General features: G+C 68.9%; 16 protein-coding genes, 1 tRNA gene and 1 pseudogene. 7 read left to right on the forward strand and 11 right to left on the reverse strand.

Annotation, left to right across the window (positions count from 1 at the left end):
• A pseudogene (locus ACG2DA_RS10385) lies at positions 1-234 on the reverse strand (hypothetical protein); the annotation flags it as partial.
• Between the two features lie 790 nt (positions 235-1,024).
• Positions 1,025-1,213 carry a hypothetical protein gene (locus tag ACG2DA_RS10390; protein ID WP_395255543.1) on the reverse strand — a complete coding sequence of 63 codons (189 nt, stop codon included), beginning with the start codon at positions 1,211-1,213 and terminating at the stop codon, positions 1,025-1,027.
• Between the two features lie 356 nt (positions 1,214-1,569).
• Here ACG2DA_RS10390 and ACG2DA_RS10395 point away from each other — a divergent pair, with 356 nt between their 5' ends.
• From ACG2DA_RS10395 to ACG2DA_RS10415, 5 genes are all read left to right on the forward strand, one after another.
• The gene (locus ACG2DA_RS10395) at positions 1,570-1,992 is read left to right on the forward strand and encodes a TadE/TadG family type IV pilus assembly protein (protein WP_395255544.1); all 423 of its coding nucleotides are present in this window, start codon (positions 1,570-1,572) and stop codon (positions 1,990-1,992) included.
• Positions 1,993-2,045: 53 nt separating this feature from the next.
• Positions 2,046-3,377, forward strand: coding sequence for a TadG family pilus assembly protein (locus ACG2DA_RS10400; protein WP_395255567.1), 1,332 nt, complete (start codon positions 2,046-2,048; stop codon positions 3,375-3,377).
• 163 nt (positions 3,378-3,540) lie between these two features.
• Positions 3,541-4,089: a hypothetical protein gene (locus tag ACG2DA_RS10405; RefSeq protein WP_395255545.1), complete on the forward strand. Its 549-nt coding sequence runs from the start codon at positions 3,541-3,543 to the stop codon at positions 4,087-4,089.
• A gap of 401 nt (positions 4,090-4,490) precedes the next feature.
• Positions 4,491-5,432 (forward strand): DUF1559 domain-containing protein, encoded by a 942-nt coding sequence (locus ACG2DA_RS10410; RefSeq protein WP_395255546.1) that lies wholly within the window; start codon positions 4,491-4,493, stop codon positions 5,430-5,432.
• 548 nt (positions 5,433-5,980) lie between these two features.
• Positions 5,981-7,231, forward strand: coding sequence for a PepSY-associated TM helix domain-containing protein (locus tag ACG2DA_RS10415; protein WP_395255548.1), 1,251 nt, complete (start codon positions 5,981-5,983; stop codon positions 7,229-7,231).
• A gap of 34 nt (positions 7,232-7,265) precedes the next feature.
• Here ACG2DA_RS10415 and ACG2DA_RS10420 read toward each other — a convergent pair whose 3' ends face one another.
• Positions 7,266-7,781 carry a hypothetical protein gene (locus ACG2DA_RS10420; RefSeq protein WP_395255549.1) on the reverse strand — a complete coding sequence of 172 codons (516 nt, stop codon included), beginning with the start codon at positions 7,779-7,781 and terminating at the stop codon, positions 7,266-7,268.
• A 151-nt stretch (positions 7,782-7,932) separates the two neighbouring features.
• On the opposite strand from ACG2DA_RS10420, the gene ACG2DA_RS10425 reads away from it, so the two are divergent.
• The gene (locus ACG2DA_RS10425) at positions 7,933-9,066 is read left to right on the forward strand and encodes an SAVED domain-containing protein (RefSeq protein ID WP_395255550.1); all 1,134 of its coding nucleotides are present in this window, start codon (positions 7,933-7,935) and stop codon (positions 9,064-9,066) included.
• An 18-nt stretch (positions 9,067-9,084) separates the two neighbouring features.
• Positions 9,085-10,650, forward strand: coding sequence for a cyclic GMP-AMP synthase DncV-like nucleotidyltransferase (locus tag ACG2DA_RS10430; protein WP_395255552.1), 1,566 nt, complete (start codon positions 9,085-9,087; stop codon positions 10,648-10,650).
• 1,243 nt (positions 10,651-11,893) lie between these two features.
• Here ACG2DA_RS10430 and ACG2DA_RS10435 read toward each other — a convergent pair.
• The 8 genes from ACG2DA_RS10435 to ACG2DA_RS10470 form a co-directional block, all read right to left on the reverse strand.
• Complete coding sequence (locus ACG2DA_RS10435) at positions 11,894-12,196, reverse strand: hypothetical protein (RefSeq protein WP_395255553.1); 303 nt, start codon at positions 12,194-12,196, stop codon at positions 11,894-11,896.
• 502 nt (positions 12,197-12,698) lie between these two features.
• Positions 12,699-14,687 (reverse strand): hypothetical protein, encoded by a 1,989-nt coding sequence (locus tag ACG2DA_RS10440; protein WP_395255554.1) that lies wholly within the window; start codon positions 14,685-14,687, stop codon positions 12,699-12,701.
• An 86-nt stretch (positions 14,688-14,773) separates the two neighbouring features.
• On the reverse strand, positions 14,774-15,997 hold the full coding sequence (locus ACG2DA_RS10445) for a hypothetical protein (protein ID WP_395255555.1): 1,224 nt from the start codon (positions 15,995-15,997) through the stop codon (positions 14,774-14,776).
• A gap of 77 nt (positions 15,998-16,074) precedes the next feature.
• Positions 16,075-16,539, reverse strand: a complete 465-nt coding sequence (locus ACG2DA_RS10450; RefSeq protein WP_395255556.1) for a helix-turn-helix domain-containing protein — start codon at positions 16,537-16,539, stop codon at positions 16,075-16,077.
• 96 nt (positions 16,540-16,635) lie between these two features.
• A complete protein-coding gene (locus ACG2DA_RS10455; protein ID WP_395255557.1) occupies positions 16,636-18,432 on the reverse strand; it encodes a hypothetical protein in 1,797 nt (598 codons plus the stop codon).
• The gene (locus tag ACG2DA_RS10460; RefSeq protein WP_395255558.1) at positions 18,429-19,646 is read right to left on the reverse strand and encodes a tyrosine-type recombinase/integrase; all 1,218 of its coding nucleotides are present in this window, start codon (positions 19,644-19,646) and stop codon (positions 18,429-18,431) included. The genes ACG2DA_RS10455 and ACG2DA_RS10460 overlap by 4 nt, the downstream gene beginning before the upstream one ends.
• A 195-nt stretch (positions 19,647-19,841) precedes the next feature.
• Positions 19,842-19,926 (reverse strand) — tRNA-Leu (locus ACG2DA_RS10465).
• 132 nt (positions 19,927-20,058) lie between these two features.
• The gene (locus ACG2DA_RS10470; RefSeq protein WP_395255559.1) at positions 20,059-20,922 is read right to left on the reverse strand and encodes a neutral zinc metallopeptidase; all 864 of its coding nucleotides are present in this window, start codon (positions 20,920-20,922) and stop codon (positions 20,059-20,061) included.
• Positions 20,923-21,038 lie beyond the last annotated feature (116 nt).

A 21,038-nucleotide genomic window follows, 5' to 3' on the forward strand; every position in this document is an offset into this window, starting at 1 on the left:
GTGCTTGAAGTGACCGTCCCAGTACCCCCGGCCCCGCGCCCACGCCGGGGTCTCCCCGCCCCGACCCGCCCCCGGCGGGGGTCCGCCGTCCCGGCTCGCCCACGGCGGAGGACCGACGAACCCGCGGCGACCGTGACCGCTCTCGTCCTTCCAATCGTCCGCCTGGGCCGGACCGGCGAACGCCAGCAGTCCGGCGAGGCTGCCGAGGGCGAGAACAAGTTTGAGGCGGGGCATATCGGAACTCCTCAGGTCGGGGACGTGTTGCGGGGGCATGCTACCTCCGCAACGGATCGCCGGCCGCGGGACTGAATCGCGGATTAGAGAGGAAAAGCCCCCGCCCCCTTCTCAAGGAGCACGGCGTCGACTGGCTCGGAGACGACCGACCGGGCTCCCGAACTCCGGCCGCTCCGGGGCGCCGCCGCGAACCGCAAGCGGCCAGGGCCGGACGCCCGGGAGGTTCCCGGGGACTTCACGATTCGGCCGAGGAGCGGGGCCACGCCGGTTCGCCGGGATGGCGACTCCCGGACCGTCCGACCGCGTCGGCGAGGTCGCGGAAATTGTCGCCGCGGAATCCGCCGGGTTCGTAGCGTCGGCGGCTGCGCAAACTCGGCGAGGGCGCCGGCCGGCCCCGCCCGGACGGGTCGCCGGAGCCGGAGTCGGATCGAGGCCAGCGAGGAGTTCATGCCGATCGTGACCCCGGCGATCACGCCCTGTTTGATCATCCGTTTCAGAGCAGAATGCGGACCGGCGCCGGCAGGTGGGTGCCAGCGGCGACGCTGACGGCCCAGCCGACGAGGGCGCTGACGTTCATGCCCCGGAAGGCGGTGCCCCCACAGCGGCGATCGCGGGCCCGTGGATTGGCGGACCGTGCGAGACCGCACCGGCGCTGGCGAAGGTCAAGTGCGTGGCGGTGAACGCCATGCCGCTGACGCGGACGAACGGCCGCTCCCCGGAGGATGTGCAGAAACCGCGTCGAACGCGTCGAATGCGACGTGCGAACCCCCGCCGGCGTTGCCCGCAGGCGTCAGCGGGGCCGGCACGGCTCGCCCCGCCAGACCGCGAAGCCGGCCGCCTCCAGCGTCCGGCCGAGCGGGTCCTTCGCCTCCGTGACCGCCGCGATCGGTTCGAGCGGCTCGGCGAGGAGGCGGGTCGCGGATTCGCCGGGCGGCTCCCCAGAATCGAACGGTGTAACGCTGTGGGCTAGCGACAGCATCGCGGCGGCGAGGGCGTCGGTGTTGAAGCCGGCATTGATCGCGGGCTCTCGGCGGCGAACGCGTGGGTCAGAGTCGGATCGCCATTGTCGGCAAGCGTGGCATCGACGACCCGCCCGGTCGTGAAGGCGATCCGAACGCCGTTCGCGCCGTCGGTCAGTCCGCCGGCTGTGGCGAAGTCGCCCATGAGGTTGAAGGCGCCGTTCGCTTCGAGGTTCTGGTTGGAGAAGGCAGAACGCTTCTCGGCTTGATCGGCGCAGGCCGCCGTTCTTGAGCTACGGTTATTTTCGCCGCCTCTCGTTCCACGACGGAGTACGAACGCCGTCGCCTTGTTCCGGCACGCAGAAAATCCTTTCCGATGAACCGCATCCGCAGCATCTCTTACCGCCCCGGGCGCTGCGGCGCCGCGACCGTCGAGTTCGCCTTGGTGGCGCCGCTGTTCTTGCTGCTGATCCTCGGGATCATCGAGTTCGGCCGGATGCTCATGGTGCAGCAGATCCTGACCAACGCCACCCGCGAGGGCGCCCGACGCGCGGTGATCGAGGGGGCGACTGCGGAGGAAGTGCGGACGCTCGTCGACCGCTACCTCTCGAACGCCTCCGTCAGCGGCTCGACCGTCACCGTCACCCCGCACGAGCTGGGCTATCTGGGCTTCGGCGATTCGGTCACCGTCGAGGCGACGGTCCCCTTCGATTCCGTCAGTTGGACGCCGTCGCCCTGGTTTCTCGGCGGATCGACGCTGCGGGCGAGCACCGTGATGCAGGCGGAACGATTTCAATAACCCCTCCCCTTCGTCCTCTTCAATCTGCAGCGCCCTTCGAGGGAACGATGATGATGCGAGGCTTGACCGGTCCTCCCGCGAGCGGGCAACTCACGCATGGGCGGGCTCTGCCGGGCCTGCGAGGGGTTCCCGGCAACCGACGCCGGCGGTCTGTTTTCCGCCGCTCGCCGCACGCGTCCCGGCGGGGGACGATCGTCCTTCTGGCCGCATTTGTGCTGACGATCGCATTGGCGATGGTCGCTTTCGCCGTCGACGTCGGATACGTCGTTCATGTTGATACCGAGTTCCAGCGAACGGCGGACGCCTGCGCGTTGGCGGCGGTTCAGCATCTCCCGGACCGGACCGCGGCCATCGCGGCGGCGCAGCAGTTGGCCCTGCAAAACAAGATGAACGAAGGTCCCGTTTTGAGCGACGCCGATATCGAGTTCGGCACGTGGTCCACAGAGACGGCGACGTTCGTTCCGACGACGGAGGCGCCGGATGCCGTCCGGGTCACGGTGGAGCGGACCGCCGCGAAGGGAAACCCGTTACGGCTGTTTTTCGCCCCGATCATCGGGACCTCGGTCACGGACGTCCGCGCGACCGCGGTCGCCATGACCGATCGCCGCCTCTGCGGACCGTTGGTGGGAATCGATTGGATCGACGTTCCCGGCAGTCCCATGACGGACAGTTACTTTTCCAGCAAGGGCGACTATCTCGCGCAGGAGCCCGGCCACAACGGCAACCTTTGCAGCGACGGCTGGATCGACGTGAAGGGGGCCGCCTACATCGACGGAGACGCGAACCCCGGCGGGGGCCACCTGACTTCTATTTACGGCGGCTCCGCCGTCGTGACGGGCAACACTTCGCCGCGACTGCGACCGCTGGACTTGCCCAGCGTCGACGTCGGCGAAGTCTCGTCGGCGAACGACAATGCGGACCTGCCGCAGATCCGCAAGGGAAACAATTACGTCAGCATATTGGACCAGTTTCGAAATTTCCTGCTGGACGGCGGGCGGTCCTACACCCTTCCCTCCGGAGACTACTACTTTCACGACCTGATCCTGACCGGCTCGTCCATGTTGTATGCGGAGCCCGGCGTCAACATTTACGTGACGGGCCGGCTCGACACCTCCGGCGGCGACGTCGTCAATAGCTCGCAGATCCCGGGCAACCTGCGGATCTTCATGACCGGCGGGCCCGTCCGCTTCGCCGGCTCGTCCGACAGCCACATGGTAATCTACGCGCCCGACTCGGAGGTGGTGATTACGGGCGACAGCGGGTTCTACGGAGCAGTGGTCGGCAAAACGTTGAGTTTGGAAGGCGGCGGCAGCGTGCACTATGACGAAGACCTGAATCTGGACGCTGAGTTAAACCTGCCGCAGCGCGTCTCGCTGGTCCAATAGGCGGTCGCGACCGATGAACGAGAGCGTCGACCACGCGATTGAACCCGCAGCAGTCCCGCGCGGCGCCGGCCAACTGGCGGTGGACGGATCGGCCGGGCCCGGGGGGACGTCCCGGCGTTTGTGGGGTTTGACGGTCGTCGTATGCGTCGGTCTCTTCGTCGGCATGCTCGCTCGCTCCGACGGCGGCGGGCCCGTCGGCGAAGCTCGCGGACCGGCGCTCGTGGCGCCGGATACGCAGCGGGACGTCGGCACGGTCGAACCGGGGACGATCGTCCGGGAGGAGTTCGTCGTTTGGAATCGCGGCCGCAGCCGCCTAGTCCTCAACCGGCCGCACTGCCGCGGATGCGGCGGCGAGCTTCCCCCGACGTATGTCGTCCCGGCCGGGGCCGGTCGCAGAATCCCCGTCAGCTTTCGGTCGTTCGGCGTCGGACCGACGCGGCGGACGGTCGAGTGGACGACCAGCGATCCGAAGCAGCCGCGTTTGACGCTCACGGTGATCGCGAACGTCGGCGAAGCTCGCCAGCCGGAGACGGCGCTGGAATATCAGCCGCTGAACGAGGGGGCGGCTTTTCGAACGGCAACGCCGGCACGATGGACGGCTGGCACGGGGGCGGCGCTTCGTCCGCTGGACCGACCGCCGAAGGTCGATCCGTTCCGCAGCGTCGACGGACGCGACAACCGGCAGTGGCTGATCGACGCGTTCCGCCACTGACCCGCTCTGCCGCTGACCCACTGGTCGCCAGGGCGTGCGTGTCGTCGTAGTGGGACGGACACATGACTCTCCGCCCCCCCCATCGATCGCCGTGGCCACCCTTCCTGCACGAGGGACCCGTGTCGCCGGACGTGCCGACTTCCGCAACGGACCGTCTCCAAGTGGCGAGTGCTCCGCGCCAGTTCCGGGGAGGGGCCTCGCACTCGCTGCACACGTCTGAAGCCCTGGGAGCTTGCAACCTTGGGGACGCCGGACTACCGTCCGCGGACTGAGACCCAGTCTCAGCTAGCCTGCTTTCCCCACGTGTAGCCACGCCTCTTCGGGCCAGCGAGATCGAACGGTCGGGAAATCGACGGCGGGTGAAGACGTCGTCCCGGAAGATCCACCAAGAGGAAGCTCTCATGCCGCATCGCAGCCGCGTCCTGCTCCGTCGCCCCCAGTTTCAGCGACGTCCGGGGTTCACGCTGATCGAACTGCTGGTGGTGATCGCGATCATCGCGATCCTCGTGTCCCTGCTGCTGCCGGCCGTGCAGCAGGCCCGGGAGGCGGCCCGGCGCGCCCAGTGCACGAACAACCTCAAACAGATCGGGCTGGCCCTGCATAATTATCATGACGTTCACGGCAGTCTGCCGCCGGGCTGGGCGGACTGGTACGGCGTATACGCGTCGCCGCCCGTCCAGGCGGCTCACGCCAACGTCGCGCTCCTGCCCTTCTTGGACGAACCGAACGTCGAGAAGGCGTACGACTACGACGTGGCCTGGGATCACCCCAACAACGGAGACCTCGCCTCCCTGATGCCCACCGTCTACGCGTGTCCGTCGACGCCCGGCGCGGGACAGCCGGGGCCGGACGGCTTTCAGACCTCGGACTACGCGTTCGTCCGCAGCGCCTCCGACTGGTACGCCCACGAGGGACGGGAGCACGCCATGTTCGAGATCAATCACTTCAAGACGTTTCGCGACGTGAAGGACGGATTGACGAACACGATCATGCAGTACGAGTCCGCCGGACGCACGCAATCCTGGGTGCACGGGGAGCAAACGGCCGCCCCTGCCTGGTGGGACGGGAGCCACCGGGCGTGGACCGCCTGTTTCAACGCCAGTTGGTTTTATCCAGCCAAGTTCGCGCTCGACCCGAACGGGGGAGAGCCGACCGTCACCTGGTTCGTCGGTTCGGAGATCATCAACACGCACAACTGGACCAGCCCCTACTCGTTCCACGAAGGCGGAATCAACGTCAGCCTCGGCGACGGCTCGGTTCGTTTTCTGAGCGAGAACGTCAGCGTCGATGCGATCAACGGACTGACGTCCATCAACGGCGGCGAAGTCGTGGACGAATTTTAAGCCATGAAGACAGCAAGACGCCCCGTCCGCCCGCATGGCAGCCGCGATGCGAAACCGCGTCTCGCCGCGGTTTCGTCGCTCGGGGTCGCCCTCGTAGTTTCCTGCCTCGGTTGCGGCGGGGAGGATTGGCACGCCGATACGCACCCGGCTCACGGGCTGATTACGATCAACGGCGAAGCGCCCGAGGGGGCCGTCATCGAGCTGCATGCCGTCGGCGAGCAGCCCGACGTGCGAAATTCCCGGCCGTGGGCCGTCGTCGGGGAGGACGGCTCCTACACGCTTTCCACCTACGAAACTGGGGACGGCGCACCCGCCGGCGCCTATAGGGCGACCGTGAGATGGCCGCCCGACGTGTCTCAGCCTTCGTTGGCGGATCGACTCGGCGGAGCGTACGCGACGCCGGAGCGCTCGCGGTGGACGTTCACCGTCGTGGAGGGAGACAACGAACTGCCGCCGATCGAGATCCAAGGGGTCGAGGTCCAGTCGAAGGAACGCGCCGACGCGTCGCGCAAGGCTCCGCCGGGCCCCGGGATGGGGACGTCGCGGCCGTGACACCGGACCAGGACGGAATTGCGGAGCCGGAACGCAGGCTCAAGCCCCGCGCTCGGCAGCTTTGGCTGGCGGCTCACCGGTGGCTCGGCCTCTCGGTCGGCCTGCTGTTCGTCCTCCTGGGACTGACCGGCAGCCTGTTGGTCTTCGATCACGCCATCGACGAATGGCTGAATCCGGACCTTCTTCTATCGCAGGCTGAAGGCGCGGATCGGTCGATCGAGGAGGTCGTGGCGGCGGCGGAGGACGCCCACCCCGGCAACGCTCCGGCCGGCGCGGTCACGGCCCCGCGAATCGAAACCGGCGTGTGGACGGTCTGGTTCGTCGGGGGCGACGAAAAGGAGCCCGAGTTCACGGCGGTTCACGTCGACCGTCGAAGCGGCGAAGTCACCGGTCAACGCGTCTGGGGCGAATATTTGATGACGTGGGTTTACCGGCTCCATTTTCAGTTGTTCGCCGGGGAATTCGGCGGCGCCCTGGTCGGCGTGGCCGGCGTCTTCGTCATCGCGTCCCTCCTGTCCGGGATCTACCTGTGGTGGCCGCTGTGGAAAAACGGCTGGCGGGCGGCTTTCGCCGTTCGAAGGGGACGCCGGCTCATATACGATCTGCACAAATCCGTCGGGATCTTCAGCGCCGCCCTCCTCTTGGCGATCACGTTCACAGGCGTTTACCTGGAATTTCCGAACGTCTTCCACGGCGCCGCGTCCTGGATCTCGAAGACGACGGAGTCGCCGAGCGATTTGAGATCGGCGGCGCCGCGGGCGGGGGCCTCGATCTCTCCCGACGAGGCGCTCGAAATCGCCGCCCGCCGCTTTCCGAACGCTCGATTCGATCATCTGCACCCGCCGGAAGGGGACGCCGGAGTTTATGAAGTGGCGTTTCGCCAGCCCGACGAGGTTCAACGGTCCTTCGGTCGAACTCAGGTTTACGTCGATCGCTACACCGGCGAGGTCGTGGCCGTCCGCGCCCCGGAGGACTTCACGGCCGCCGACGCGTTCTTCGCGTGGCAGTTCCCGTTGCACAACGGCGAAGCGTTCGGATTGGTCGGCCGCTGGGTCGTATTTTTCGTCGGGCTCACGCCCGCCGGACTCTACGTCACGGGCTTTCTGCTCTGGCGGCGGAAACGGCTCTCGAAACGGCGGCGGCGACGCCGCCGCGTCCCGAACGCGGGCGCGGACTCCGCCGCCGCGGGGCCCCCGTTTCCGAGCGACGGTTCGCTCCGCGCCGAGCCGAACGTCGCCCCCCGTTAATGTCGCTCTCGCAGGAGCGCTCAGCGGGCGTCGGTTAAGGCTCCGAGTCATCGAGGCCTTTCCGAGCCCCGGGGGGGAGAACCGCTGAGGCCGCGGTCTGCAAACGCGTCAGTCGCAACGCCCCTTGTTGAAGGACGAGGACGTCCCGAATTTGCCGGGGCGCCCCCGCCGGCGGACCCCGGGGTCGGCCGTCCTGCCCAAGCAGTTGGCGACGCTCCTGCGAATCCTCGCTTCGCAGCCTCGGAAACCCTCGCACAAAATCCCGGACCGCCGCCGTCAGCTCCGGGTCCTCCGCCAGCCGCCCGGCGACGTGCCGGGCGATCGCCGCGGCGACGAGCTCCCGCTTGCGGGCGTTGCCGTAGTCCTCCGGCCCGCTCTTGCCGCCCGAACTCTTCAGGTGCGTCGCGACCGCCATCAGCCCCAACTCCGGCACGTCGGCTGCGAGGAACCCGCGGCCCACCCCCTCTTCGGCGATGCCCCGCAGGTCGACCCGCTCCAGCCGGCGTTCCTCTGAGTAGCCGAGCAAGGTGCCGCCGACGGAGGTGCTCATTACCCGCAGGCCGCTGGACGACTCCGTCCTTTAGCCACGGCCGGATGAGCGCGGACTGGTCTTGCCGCAGCGAGCTACCCCCGTATCCTGACCCCGGAACGTCGGCGGCCCCAAGATCTAGAGGTCGCAGTTTCTGCCGCGGGTGCTAATGATGTCGATCTCCTCCATCCCCGCGGCTGTGAGGTGCTGCCTCTGGGGCAGGGCCGCCGGAAGGTGCCAATACGACGGGTGCAACGAGCGGCTGGACCTAGACCTGCTGACCAACCACCGGATGAACCGGGCATTTCTTGCCCACTTCGTTGCCGACAGCCCCGACGGTCCCCGGGGGCACCCCGAACTCTCGGAGCGGCTCAAGAGCGACATCGACAACCTGATGCTGCTCTGCGCCGACCATCACAAGCTCATCGACGTCGACGAGGTGGAGACCCATCCTGTCGAACGTCTGACGGACATGAAACGGCGGCACGAGGAGCGGATCGCTCTGGCGACCGCGGTTCGTCCGGAGCGGCAGTCCCACGTGCTGCTCTACGGGGCCAAGATCGGCGCGCACGACGCCCCCCTCGGGTTCCGGCAGGCCGCGGAGGCGATGGTGCCGGACCGCTACCCGGCGGAGAACCGGGCGATCGAGTTGGGCCTGAAGAACGCCGTCCGCCAAGACGACGAGTCCGGGTACTGGCAGAACGAAGTCGAACACCTGCGGCGGCAGTTCGCGAGGAAGGTCGAGCCCCGTCTGGAGTCGGACGTGCGGCACCTCTCGATCTTCGGCCTCGCCCCGATGCCGTTGCTGATCGAGCTGGGCCGCCTCCTGTCCGACCTGCCGGCGGCCGACGTGCACCAACTGCACCGCGAACCGCCCGGCTGGTACTGGAATCCCCCGCCGAGCGATTTCTCTTATCAGGTCGTCGCTCCGGCCCCAACGACCGTCGCGGCCAAGTCCGTCGCCCTCGTGATCGCGCTCAGCGCTCCCATCAACCGGGAGCGGGTTGCGAAGGCGGTCGGCGGGGACGCGGCGGTCTGGACGATCACGCACGACGACCCGCGCATGGATTTCCTGAGGAGTCGGGAGCAACTGAGCCAGTTCCGGGACACGCTCCGGAGCGTCTACGACCGGATCAAGACCGTTTACGGCGAGGACGCCGCCCTGAGCGTTTTTCCCGCCGCGCCCGTGTCGGCCGCGATCGAAATCGGTCGGGTCTGGATGCCGAAGGCCCACCTGCCCTTCAGGGTCTTCGATCAGAACCAGGCGAAGGCCGGATTTCACCACGTCCACACCGTCGAACAGTAGCCGACCGAGGAGATCGTCGTGCCCGACAATCGCGTGCTGATCGTCGACCGCCTGCTCCGGGAGGTCGGCGAGGAGCTCGACATCCCGCCGTCGAAGTATCAGGAGGCGGTCGACCGCTACACGGCCGTCGGGCGGTGGCTGGAGGGCGGGACGTACCCGGGCGCCGCGGGGGCACCGCACATCTACCCCCAGGGCTCGTTCCGGCTCGGGACCGTCGTGCGTCCCCTCCGGGACGGGAAGGAACAGGGGTACGACATCGACCTTGCCTGCCGGATCGACCTCGCCCCCGGGGCGACGACGCCCGGGGAGCTCAAGCGGATGGTCGGCGACCGGCTGAAGGAGAACGCCACGTACCGTCGCATGCTGGAGCCGGAAGGCCGGCGGTGCTGGACGCTGATCTACGCCGAGGACGACGGCGTCGGCTTCCACCTTGACGCCCTCCCCTGCGTCGCCGACCCGGCGGGGGCGCCCGGAGTAGCGCCGCGGTACGCGGTACAAGCCGTCGAGATCACCGACCGGGAGAAGGACGCCCGGTACTCGTGGAACAAGAGCAACCCCAGCGGCTTCGCCGACTGGTTCGCCGACCGTCAGGCCGAGGCGTTCGCCCGCGTCGCCCTGCGTCAGAAGCTGGAGATCGTTCGAAGCCACGGCGATGTCTACATGAGGGTCAACGAGGTCCCGGACCGGCTCGTGCGGACTCCCCTCCAGCGGGCGGTCCAGCTGCTCAAGCGGCACCGGGACGTCCGCTTCGCCGGCCGTCCGGACGAGGAGGAGAAGCCGATCTCGATCGTCATCACGACCCTCGCCGCCCTCGCCTACGACCAGGAGCCCGACGTTCTTTCTACGCTCACGGCGTTCGTCGACCGGGTCGATCGGTATCCGGCCACCAGCGTGATCGGGCGGGACGGCGACCGATGGGTCATCGAGAATCCGGTGAACCCGGGGGAGAACTTCGCCGACCGCTGGAACGACCCCGGCAGCCGCCGGCACGAGGCGTTCTTCCGCTGGGTCGAGTGGGTTCGGGAGGACATCGAGGAACTGCTGAACGCGGCCACGGCGGCAGAGCTCGAGGGCGCCCTGCAACGGGCGTTCGGTGACGCCGTCGGGCAATCCGTCGCGGGCCGGTACGGCGGATCCATGCCGGGCGCCGGCGTCCCGATGAAGCCGTCGCTCGGTCGCCGGCTCGGGCGGGCGTTGAACTTCAACGTGCCGCACAAGCAGGCGCCGCGTTGGACCATGCGTCCGCAGTGCGGCGTGACGATCGAGGCGGAGTTCACGCGGAAGGGTAGGCGGCCCCAGCAAATCCGGAACGACGACGCGCCGCTCGACAAGCACGTCGGGCTGCGGTTCGAAGCCCGCACCGACGTGCCGAAACCGTACAAGGTTTACTGGCAGGTCGTGAACACCGGCGAGGAGGCAGCCCGCCGCAACCAGCTCCGCGGGGAGTTCTACGACAGCCACGGCGCCGGACGCACCCGGCATGAGCGGACCGGCTACACCGGCACGCACTGGGTCGAGTGCTTCGTGGTGAAGAACGACGCCTGCGTGGCGCGGAGCGGCGAGTTCGTGGTGAACGTGCGGTGACGCGGCGGGACGGCGATCGCCCCCGCGGCGATCCGCACCGCAGGCCCGCCCCGGGAGATCCCGGCGAGTGCGACGCCTGCGTCGATGCGTCGACGTCCGGCGGAACAGGGACCTGGCAGCGGGGGAGGCAGAAGATCCTCTCGGCCGGTCTGCGCCGGCTGCGTGCGGAGCCGTGAAACGGGAGCTGTGGTCCGGCCCGGATCGGCCTCAGGCTGGAGCGGCGCGGCGGCGACAACGCCTCCGTTGTCGAACCCTCATATGGTCGGAGGACGACCGGCGCAGTCGACCCGGGGCGACCCATGCGGGTTCGAGTCTGTGTTACGAGCCGTTCCGCCGTTCGCCGCAAATCGGGGCCGCCAGTGAGCGGGCTCCGTCGGGGCGGCATCGCTCCGGCGACGCGTCGACGCAGGCGCCGCACTCGCCGGCGGCTTCGGGTGGCGGGGGGGAGCCGCGGGGCCGTTCGTACGGCTTGGCTGCTCTGGCGAAAGGCCGGCTGGAAAAATCCGCAGGGTGTCAATGTGGGCACCCATGGAGCCGCCGGTTCGGGCTCGTAAGGCGGTGCCCGCTCCCTGCTGTTCTTCCGCCTTGATCCGGCGGCCGGTCCTGATGAGCCGGTCGGGAGTCCAAGCGGACCGGGGGCTTCACCGGTTCCGAGGCCGCGGACGCCCGGGGCGGCCGTCGGGCGCTCCGTCAACTGGCGCCACTCCGGGAGGCGAACGTCCCGCCCCCGGGTCGCCGCTGATCACACCGGTGTGTCTGCTACGAGACGAGGAAAGGGGCCGGCGTTCTGAACGCGGGGATGGACGTGGGCGGGGCACTCGTTCGGTTGCCCGAAAACTGTCGGTCCGGCAGATCGGTTTCCGTTTGCGGTGCCCTCAGCGGCGGCCGGTCCACGGCGTGCTGGTACGTCTGCCGACTGCGCTGTGGCGGCCCCAGCGGCGAAGCAGTGCGGTGCCGCGGGACGCCGTTCAGCGCCGCACGCCCGCAGTCAGTCGGCCCTCCGGCGATCCGCGGTCCCTTGTTCCGGAGGTCCTCGCCTACGCGCAGCACGCCCGGACTTTCCCGTCAGCCGGAGGGGTGCCCCCCGTTTAACGATCGGTTCACGGCCGCGGAGTTCGATTCGTCCCGATCGTCCGCGGGAGCCACACGACAAGAGGCCTCACGGTCAAGCCCCAAGGGGGCGGCAGACCCGCCGACGCGATCGTCGCCCGCGTCGTCGCGTCGCCCGTCCCAGGGCTCCGCCTCACCCGGCGGACAGTCTCGTCAGCCCGTCCCGCAGGGAATCGGCGAGGTCTTGCTTTTCCGTGAAGTACGTGGGTTTGTCGTTGCCCACCCGTCCCTCCCGGAACGCAGCGACGGAGCCGAAGCTTCCGCTCCCGCGGCCGGCGTTCATCACCGCGCACAACTCGCGGCGCTGCAGTTCGCTCAGGGCTTCGAGCCGCTCCATGAGGACGTCGCGCTTGGCATTCTGCGGTGAGTCCCGCTGTTCGGCAGCGTCTGCAACTTCGAGGACTTGCTCGGGAGTGATGTGCTGGAGGTCGTTCACGGGAGCGGTCGTGGGTCAGATAACAATGTGGAAACAGGGGGTGCCAACGTGAGAGTAAACGCCCGGCGTGTCCAGTTCGCCATCCACCTGCGGTTGCTGCAAAATTCGCAAGCTCGATGCTGAGCGCGAGGCACGGAACCTCGCCTTGCGGAATCAGCGAAGCGTTGGCCCGATCAAGCCGTGGCCCGGGCTTGTCGGGCGTACACGCCCGGGCCGCCCCGCTGCGACGCCAGAGTCGATCGCCCAACTGCCGGCCATCGCCCCCCCGAATGCGTCGTCACCGCCGGTCCAATGCCGCTGGCGATGACCCGGAGGCGCCGAGGCGACGCGGGCGTCGACCCCGCCGGAATGATAAAGGGGCGTCCGGAAAGCCGGACGCCCCTCTGATAGATAACTTGGACAACCTGCTAACGCGGATAACGATTCAACGAAGACAACCTGCTAACGAGAATAACGGTTCAACGGAGATCACGGGTCAACTGGTCCGGCACGGGCGGACGGTTCACGCCTGCGGCACGGCCGCCTCGATTTTGGTGAAGCGGGTGCGGCGGTACTTCCCGCGTTCGCGGGTCATCTCGATCCCCAAGCGTTCGAGGATCGGGGCGACCTCCTGCAGCCGGCGGGTGAGGGCCGCGGCGTTGGTCGGCCAACCGGTCCCGGTGCGGTCGCGGTGATCGACGGCGGCGTTCACCTTCGCGAGCAGCTTCGCCGGCTGGGCCACGTACTCCACCGGCTTCGGCGGCTGGCCGTCGGCGACGAACTTCTCGTTTTCCAGTTCGACGACGCCGAACTGCGTCTGCAGAAACTCAATCAGGGCGCGGACGTCCGGGTAGCCGTCGAGCAGGTCGTCCTCGATGGCGCCGACGGCCGTCCAGTAGTTCCGCAACACGGCTCCCGACTCGAAGCCGAGGGCCGTCTCCGCGGCGGTCGCGCGGGCGGCGAAGTCCGCGAGGCGCGGCAGCCCCGCCGGCGGAGGCGCCCCCTCCTCCTCGGTCTTCAGCGCCGCCGACATGCCGTTCAGCAGCGCCGTGAGGGCCGCGGGGCGGGCGGCCGCGACCTTCGCGTCCAACTCCGCCTCGGGGATCAAATCTTCCGACTTGATCGACTCGGCGGTCACCGGCAGCACGCGGCTGCCGAGGTCCGGGGCCCGGACGAAATCGCCGATCCCGTTGAGGATCACCGGGTTCTGGAACGACGTGAGCACCTCCTCGGAATCGGTGTACAGCTTCCGCACGCCGGAGGCGGCCCCGGTCAGGATGCGACAGAGGGCGTCGCTGAGCCACGGCTTGAGCGTTCCGCAGTTGTCGTACGCCAGCAGGTGCGAGTTCTTGGCGGCGATGACCAGATCGTCCTCGTTGCGCGGCGGTCGGCGGACCGGGGCAGCGTTCGGGTCGATCAGGGCCTTCGCCTGCTTGGACTTGTACGTCTTCGCCGACCCGTGCTGACCGTTCAGGTACATGCCCGCGAACGGCCCCTCGGGGAACAGCGACGTGCAGAGGAAGGCCGCGAACAGCGACCGAGACTCCGGCGCCAGGTGCATCAGGTCGAGGAACGGCTCGAGATCCGCCTCCTCCGGCGGGGCCGGCTCCGTGAGCGGCAACTGGCCCTGCGGGCGGACGAAGGCCACCGGGGAGTCGGGAACGATCGACCAGCCGTCGCCGTCGACCACGATGGCGCGGCCCGTCTCGTCCGCTATGTCGATGACGATCGAGGACCGTCCGTCGATCTCAGCGCGGGCGGTGCGGACGAACACTTCGGCCTCCTCGCCCTCGAAGCAGGCCATCGCGGCGACCGTCTCCACGACCTCGCTCATCGCCTCCGCCTTCACGGCGCGGCGGGTTTGGGCGAAGTAGTGCCCGCGGACGGCGGTCTGGAACGCACGTCCGCGGACGGGCATGCATTCCGAGCGACCGCCCCCGTTCTTCGCGGCCGGCAACTCCATGATCACGTAGGGTTCGCCGTCGGCGGTGTGGATCGGCGTGATGAAGGCCTCCAGCATGTCGACCACCCGCTCGGCGACGGTGTCGGCACGGCCGATCGTCTCGCCGGCGTCCGCTTTCGCGATCGCGGCGCCGAGGTCCGCGTCGATCTGGGCGACGATCACCGGGGCGGCGTCGGCCGGGGCCGTCGCCACCACGCGGTCGCAGAAGGCCGCACGGGCCTCGGCGTCGTCCGGGTCGAAGTCCTGCACATGGAACTCCTTGGGGGCTCCCCCGTCGGCGGGGGGGAGCGAAGCCGCGACCGTCCGCACGCTGGTGCGGTCGGGCAGGCTGCAGTGGATTTGCACCGCCCGGGCGGGGGCGGCGTTTTCGGGGACGTTCGCCGTGGGTTCGGCGGGATTTGTCGTGGGTTTCGTCTTGTTGCGCACTTGTGCGCTCCCGTTCAGGGGTGGGGTGGTGGCGGGGTTCGCCGTGGATTCGGCTTGCGCCGGGGTGTTCGCGACTTGCGTCGCGGCTTCGGCTTGCGCCGTGTTGTCCAAATCAGTGGACATCTGGTTCTCCGAATCGGAGGTTGAAAGGTGGTCGAGAAATCCCGCACGTGGACGGGGCTGCGACCTCAGCCCCGTCGGGATGACGGTTAGCGGCGGTTCCGGGCGTTGGCCCGGGCGACGCTCGGAGGGACGGGGGCGGACGGGCCGCCGGGTGCGAAGAGACGTTCGAGGTCGCGCCAGCCGCGGCCGGAGCAACCGTTGTGGTGGCAGCCGGCGTGGACGCCGCCGCCCGCGAACTGCAGCACGAAGGCGGCGCGGTCGTCGTGCAGCGGGTTCCACGGGCAGACGGGCAGAACCCAGAGGCGCCCCCCGTCGCGGTAGGGGCGGGGGCCGTCCGCGTCCGGCAGGAAGGTCGCCATGAAGCGGTCGAGGGCGGCGCGGGTGCGGGGGCGTCCGCCGCCGCCGCGGACCGCTCCGCCGGCGCCGCGTCCGACCGTCTGCCCGGCTCCGGCGACCACGGTCGGAGCCTCGGCGGCGAGCCCGGCGATCAGCGGCGTGCGAACCACGACCGCGTCGCCCGGATCGTTCAGCGTGCAGAGGCGGTGGGGGCGTTCTGCCGTGGCCTCGCCCTTGCGGTTCACGGTGCCGGCGAGACGGATCAGGCGGTTGGCGTCGGCGACGGTCGTGTCCACCTTCGCGGGGCCGCCGGGGTGGCGGGCGGCGAGCGCGGCGAGGGCCCGTTCGACCAGCCCGCCGTCGTCGGCCGGCAGGTCGACGCGGTACAGCCCGTGGCACCCGTTGCCGGAGCTCCGGCGCAGCGGCCAAGGCCAACCGGCGGCGCGGAGTTCGACGGCGAGGACGTCCAACAGGTCGCGGGCGGCGTCCACCTCCTCGTCCGTGGCGGAAGTGCCCGAAGGCCGTTCGGCCTCCACGTCCACGAACAGGTGCGTGCGGCGGAGGACATCGTTCGCGGAGGCGGACGGCCCCCACGGCTGATCGGGGCGGTCGAGGGGCAGGTTCGGCAGCACTTCGGGCTGCAGCGGGTTCAGCGTGCGGTAGACCTGGAATCCGAGGGCCGAGGCCTCGTCGGCGTGGCAGGCGAGCTGGTAACGGTCCGCAGCGCGCCAGCGCCATTTCTCGGTCTGCGGGCGTCCGCCGGCTCCGAGAACCAACTCCCCGTTCTCGTCATGGAGGGGGCGGAAGCAGCGGAGTTCGCGGATCTCGCCCGTCTCGGTTTCCAGACCGAGGGCGTCGTAGACGTGCTGGGCGACCGGCTCGGAGGCGTGCGGACCGAAGTCCGGGTAGACCGGCTCTTCGGCCCCGGCGTCGCCGGGCGCGGGAGCGTTGTTGTTGGGGGGCGGGGTTGTCATAGAAAAATCGTGAAGCTGGACGGTCGCACCCCGTCTTTCGGGGGCGTCGACCGGGCGGGAGCGCCTATGGCCGAGGCTTAAAGACCGGCAGAAATCAACTCATCGAGGTCTTCGCGGCGCACCAGCAGACGGCCGCGAGGGCCGGTGCCGGACACGCGGGTGGCGTTCAGACGACCGTTGTTGATCCAAGAGCGAACCGTGTAGGGGGCGCGGCCAACCTCGGCGGCGACGTCGTCCACAGTGAGCAGCGGCTTCTTGACCTTGCCGCGGGTGAACTCGATGACTTCGTCGAGCTTCCGGTCCATCGCGTGCACCACCGCCCACATGGCGGCGATGTCGACCGGCGGGATCTCCGCAGTCGAGGGGGAGGGGAACATCAGGGCGTTTTCCGGTACGAGGGTGAGAAAACCCAAGCGGATCAGAAGACGAAGAATGACGCCGGCCAGCGGGGCCGGTGCAGAAGATGATCGTGCGGGCCAATGCCCGTCTTCACGATCCGCCCGAGATTGTCGAACGACCCACGCCGAAAGGCGGTGGGTCAAGGACTCGACGGATGGTTGAGTGGGCGGCACCCAGCATCCGGGATGGGAAGACTACTGACGGTTGAAGGTGTGTCAACGCCAAAGGGACGACGAACGTCAGAAAGTTGTCGCCGCACGAACTTCGATCGGCGTCGCTAGTTCCGGCAGGAGCATTGCCGCCGCAGCGACCGCTGCTGTCCGACACGTGTCGCTGCCTCCGGAGAGGGCAGGCGGCAGGCACAGCACACCCCGCGGCAGCACGGCAGCCGGTCGGCACCCGGCCCGTTCCAATTCGCACACCAGCGCCGCGTGGATCTCCCCTCTGGTCAGCAGCACGCCGGAAGCGTGCATCGCTGACGGTTCGACGGAGCCGCCGAACGTGCCCGCAGCCCCAAACGCCGGGACGCGGAGCGCGGCCGAGGCTGCAGCGACGGAAGCCCTCGCCCGTCGCACCCGGTCGACGGCACTTGGTTCGTTCGAGTCCGCCGCCAGCTTCTCAAGCAGCCGGAATAGTTTCCCACGGCTGTCATCGCGGTCCGCGGCTCCTTCGCCGCGAAAAACGTTCAGAATCGAACGGTCGACCGTCTCCTCGTCGCTACCGCAGATCTCGCGGATGAGTTCATGGAGTTCTTCGATCAGCCGCAGGCGGTCCACGTCAGCGAGCCCAGCGACCCGCAGCAATTGGGAAGTGCCGTCGACTGCCGCGACCTCGTCGAGCCCGGTCCACCGCTCACGTAGCAAAGCCTCCCTCGGCCGGTCTAGGCGCTCGGGGGCGGCGATAGAGCCGACGGCTCTCGCGAGCGTCGCGGCGGCGTCCCCGCTCAGCCCGTAGGCGAGCGATTCCGCCGCCAGCAACGCAAGGTCCGGCGACTCGCAGAGCGCCCGGACCGCGGCCGTCAACGGGGCGTTCGAATCGCTCTCCCCGACGCTTCGCCAGATGTCGGGGCGAAAGAGCTGCGGGAGAAACTTGCGGACGTACGCGACGTGAGCGAGGAGGTCCAATTCAGGTAGGCGGACGATCAGCGGTTCGGCGTTCGCGGCGGACGCCAGCATCGGCGGGGCGTCCAAGGGCGGGGCGGCGTCCGCCGCGAGCGTCGGCACGGTCTGGACGGTCTGCCGGAAGACTCCGGCGCCCGCAGCAGTCCGCCACCGATCCAGTTGCTTGATCCGGAACCACGCCCGCAACGCGGGGTCGACCTTCGCGTACGGCCCCCATCCGGCGGGACATCGCGGCGGCGCTCCGTCCGCCGCCGGCGGGAGTGACAACGGGCGGTCGAAGTGATCGGTGAGCCGGATGATTCGGCCGGCAAGAAATTTCCCTTCTTGCTCGTCGGAGACGGCGAGGGCTCCCGAGGCGTCTCGTTGGATCAGCCCGCCCGACAGCGGCAACTGATCGAGTCCCCCAGATTTGGGAAACCCGGCGTGCCCGGCCTCGAACGCCGCATCGTACTCCTCAATGAAGTTCTTGCACGCTGTATGATGCAGGGGCACTTCAGCGCGACTCAAAGTCTCAGCCGCGAAAGAGAGGCGGGCGTCCGCGGCGGCGAAGTTCGGTGCCTCCGCTTCAGGTCGCAGCAGTCCGGTCGCTTCAAGCAGCTCGGTGATCGCTTCCTGGTCTGTCGGTGCCGGCAGTTCTTGCCGTCTCATGCCTCCCAGCAATGCTCGGGTACGCAGGAGACCGACGTCGACGAGGCGTCCGGACGTCACTGCCCGCCACATGTCGGCATCGTTTGTCCGGCCGAGTGCCGCCGATACCTGGCGGGTGTCGCGGAGAAACGTCCCGGCGCACCGGCAGATCAACAGATCGCCCTCCGCCAATCCGTCCGGTGCCGCCGCGAACTCCACGGGTTTGACTACTCGGTCGAGGCGGCCCCCGCGGAGCAGCACTGCGTCGTGAACGCTGACGTCGCTCACGGCGCCGCCCCGTAGTCCAGCACGCCGACGGCCGCCTTCGTCTTCGCCGGGATTAGGTGGCGGTACCGCTTGGCCATCTCCTCGGTCGTGTGACCCATCAGTTCGTTGATGACCCGCTGGTCGATCCCGGCCATAGCGAGGTTGCTGGCGAAGGAGTGGCGGTAGGTGTGGAAGCCGACCTTGAACCGCTCCCCGCCGAGGTGCCAGTCCGTGTGCCGCATCGGCTGGCGGAACAGGCGGTCGGCTTTGTCGACGTTCAGCTCGCCGCCGTCGTCGTCGGGGATCACGAACCGGCCGCCGGCCTTCGCGGCCTTTTCGAGCAGCGGCTTGAGGGCGGGGTGCAGGTCGATCGTCCGCGGGGTCTCCTTCTGACGGCGGCTCTGCTTGCGGCTGTGGGCGGTGATCGTGTCGCGGACCAGATCCACGTCGTCCCACTTCAGTCGGGCGATCTCGCCCCGCCGCATGCCGGTGTAGGCGGCGAGCGCGTGCAGCAGCACGCTGCGGTCGTCGTCGGCTTTGGCTTTGACGAGGTCAAGCAGTTCGCCGATCTCCGCCGGCAGTAGGAACAGCGCCTTCCACGCGTCCTTCTCCTCGTCCTCCGACATCCCGCCGCGGGCGATCAACGCGTCGATCTCGGACTTGTTGCGGAACCGGTCGAGGCTGGGGATTTGGCCGACCCGCTTCACGCCGGCCATCAGGTTCTCGGGCAGGTGCTTCTCCTCCTCGCACCACGCGAAGAACTGCCGGAGCGTCTGCCGGGTGCGCTCGACCGTGTTGGCGTGCCGCTCCTTCATCCGGGCGTCGAGGAACGCCCGCAGGTCGTCGGTCTCGATCCGGTCCAGCGGGCGGCCCGCTTTGACGCCGAGGTGCCCGTCGAGCTGCCGGAGGTGCTCCAACTGGCTCTTCAGGTAGGTGGCGGCGATCCGCGGCTTCTGGCGGGTCTCGAAGCGGTCGACGGCCTCGCGGTAGGTCAGCCGGTTCGACGCCTTCTTGGCGGCCTTGGCGGTGCCGCCGGCGAGGATGAACGTGCCGACGTTCACGCCGTCGGGGACCGTCAGCGTGCCGGTCGTCAGCCGGTGGATCGTCGTCTCGACCACCTTGAGGGCGTTCTCCGCCTCCTTCCGGTCGCGGGTCTTCAGGCTCTTCTTATATTCGCGGCCGCCGTAGCGAAACCGGGCGAGGTAGATGCCGCCCTTCTGGCCGAGATTCGCCATGTGAAGCTGGAGGGGATGGGCCGGTCGGGGCGGAGGCACCCGCGAGGCACCCGGTCCGAATCGGGCCAAAACCTCGGCGGGGCGGGGGCGCCACGCCGTGCCACACGATCGCCGTGTGAGGCACTTATGAGGCACCTTGCCGAATCGTCCGCCCACGGGCCGAACCCGTCAACCCCTCTGGCGCTACAAAACCAGTGGCCGGGACGGGATTCGAACCCGTACGGGGCTTCCGCCCCGGCGGATTTTAAGTCCGCTGCGTCTGCCGTTCCGCCACCCGGCCGGGTGGGGGCGCCGATCACGACGGCGTCGCGGGCGGGCGCTCCCAGACGGCCGACAGTCTCCGGCGGGGGGCGGTTCGCCGCAAGCCGCGACGGCCGCACGGCCGACCCGCCGTCGGACGCTCGCGGCGCTTCTACAGCCGCTCGTAGGGGAGCTGGAACGGCTCGTCGATGAGACTCAAATCGCCGGTTTCGAACCCCCGACGGAACCACCGCACCCGCTGGGCGCTGGTGCCGTGCGTGAAACCTTCCGGGTTCACCGTGCCGGTCGCCTGTTTTTGCAGCACGTCGTCGCCGATGCGGCTGGCGGCGTTCAACGCCTCCTCCACGTCGCCGGGCTCCAGAAAGTCCTTCTCCTGCCGGGCGTGGTGGGCCCACACGCCGGCGAGGAAGTCGGCCTGTAATTCCAATCGCACGCTCATCTCGTTCTCCTGCGGCGTGCCGCGGTAGCGGTTCATGCGGTCGCTGTAGCCCAGCAGGTTTTGCACGTGGTGGCCGACCTCGTGGGCGACGACGTACGCCGCGGCGAAGTCGCCGGGGGCGTTCATTTGATCCCGCAGCTGGGCGAAGAAGGACGGCGATAAATAGACGTTGCGGTCCGCCGGGCAATAGAAGGGGCCGATCGAGGAGCCGGCGATTCCGCAGCCGGTGTTCACCTGCTGGCCTTGGGAGAACAGGACCAGCGTGGGTTTTTGGTAGGGCCGGTCGGCGTGCTGTTTAAATTCGCCGTCCCAGGCGTCCTCGGTGCTGGCGAGGACGACCTCGACGAAGTTCTTCGCGTCGTCGTCCTCGCCGGCCGGGCGGTTCGCGGCGGCGCCGCCGTTCTGGGGGAGGCGTTGCGGGGCCTGCATCGCCTGTTGCGGGTCGCCGGTGAGGAGCCAGACCAGCGCCACGATCACCAGCGTGCCGAGCCCCCCGCCGCCCAGCGCCAGCCCTTTCGCCGGCACGCCGCGGCGATCCTCCACGTTCGTGCTTTCGCGGCGACCTCTCCAGCGCATGTCGGGCTTTCGGCAGTTCGGGGCGGGGACCGGAGCGATAACCTACCCGCCCCCGCCGGCGGCGTCCCCGGGGCGGGCACGGTGATTCCGGTCGCCGACGGGTGGGGAAAGTCGCG

It is taken from the genome of Alienimonas sp. DA493 (assembly GCF_043951915.1).
GTDB lineage: Bacteria > Planctomycetota > Planctomycetia > Planctomycetales > Planctomycetaceae > Alienimonas.

Bases quoted from the DNA above. Each gene is read 5' to 3' on its own strand.
- ACG2DA_RS10390 (WP_395255543.1), bottom strand. From the start codon at position 1,213: ATGCTGTCGCTAGCCCACAGCGTTACACCGTTCGATTCTGGGGAGCCG.
- ACG2DA_RS10395 (WP_395255544.1), top strand. From the start codon at position 1,570: ATGAACCGCATCCGCAGCATCTCTTACCGCCCCGGGCGCTGCGGCGCC.
- ACG2DA_RS10400 (WP_395255567.1), top strand. From the start codon at position 2,046: ATGCGAGGCTTGACCGGTCCTCCCGCGAGCGGGCAACTCACGCATGGG.
- ACG2DA_RS10405 (WP_395255545.1), top strand. From the start codon at position 3,541: ATGCTCGCTCGCTCCGACGGCGGCGGGCCCGTCGGCGAAGCTCGCGGA.
- ACG2DA_RS10410 (WP_395255546.1), top strand. From the start codon at position 4,491: ATGCCGCATCGCAGCCGCGTCCTGCTCCGTCGCCCCCAGTTTCAGCGA.
- ACG2DA_RS10420 (WP_395255549.1), bottom strand. From the start codon at position 7,781: ATGAGCACCTCCGTCGGCGGCACCTTGCTCGGCTACTCAGAGGAACGC.
- ACG2DA_RS10425 (WP_395255550.1), top strand. From the start codon at position 7,933: ATGTCGATCTCCTCCATCCCCGCGGCTGTGAGGTGCTGCCTCTGGGGC.
- ACG2DA_RS10440 (WP_395255554.1), bottom strand. From the start codon at position 14,687: ATGTCCACTGATTTGGACAACACGGCGCAAGCCGAAGCCGCGACGCAA.
- ACG2DA_RS10445 (WP_395255555.1), bottom strand. From the start codon at position 15,997: ATGACAACCCCGCCCCCCAACAACAACGCTCCCGCGCCCGGCGACGCC.
- ACG2DA_RS10460 (WP_395255558.1), bottom strand. From the start codon at position 19,646: ATGGCGAATCTCGGCCAGAAGGGCGGCATCTACCTCGCCCGGTTTCGC.
- ACG2DA_RS10470 (WP_395255559.1), bottom strand. From the start codon at position 20,922: ATGCGCTGGAGAGGTCGCCGCGAAAGCACGAACGTGGAGGATCGCCGC.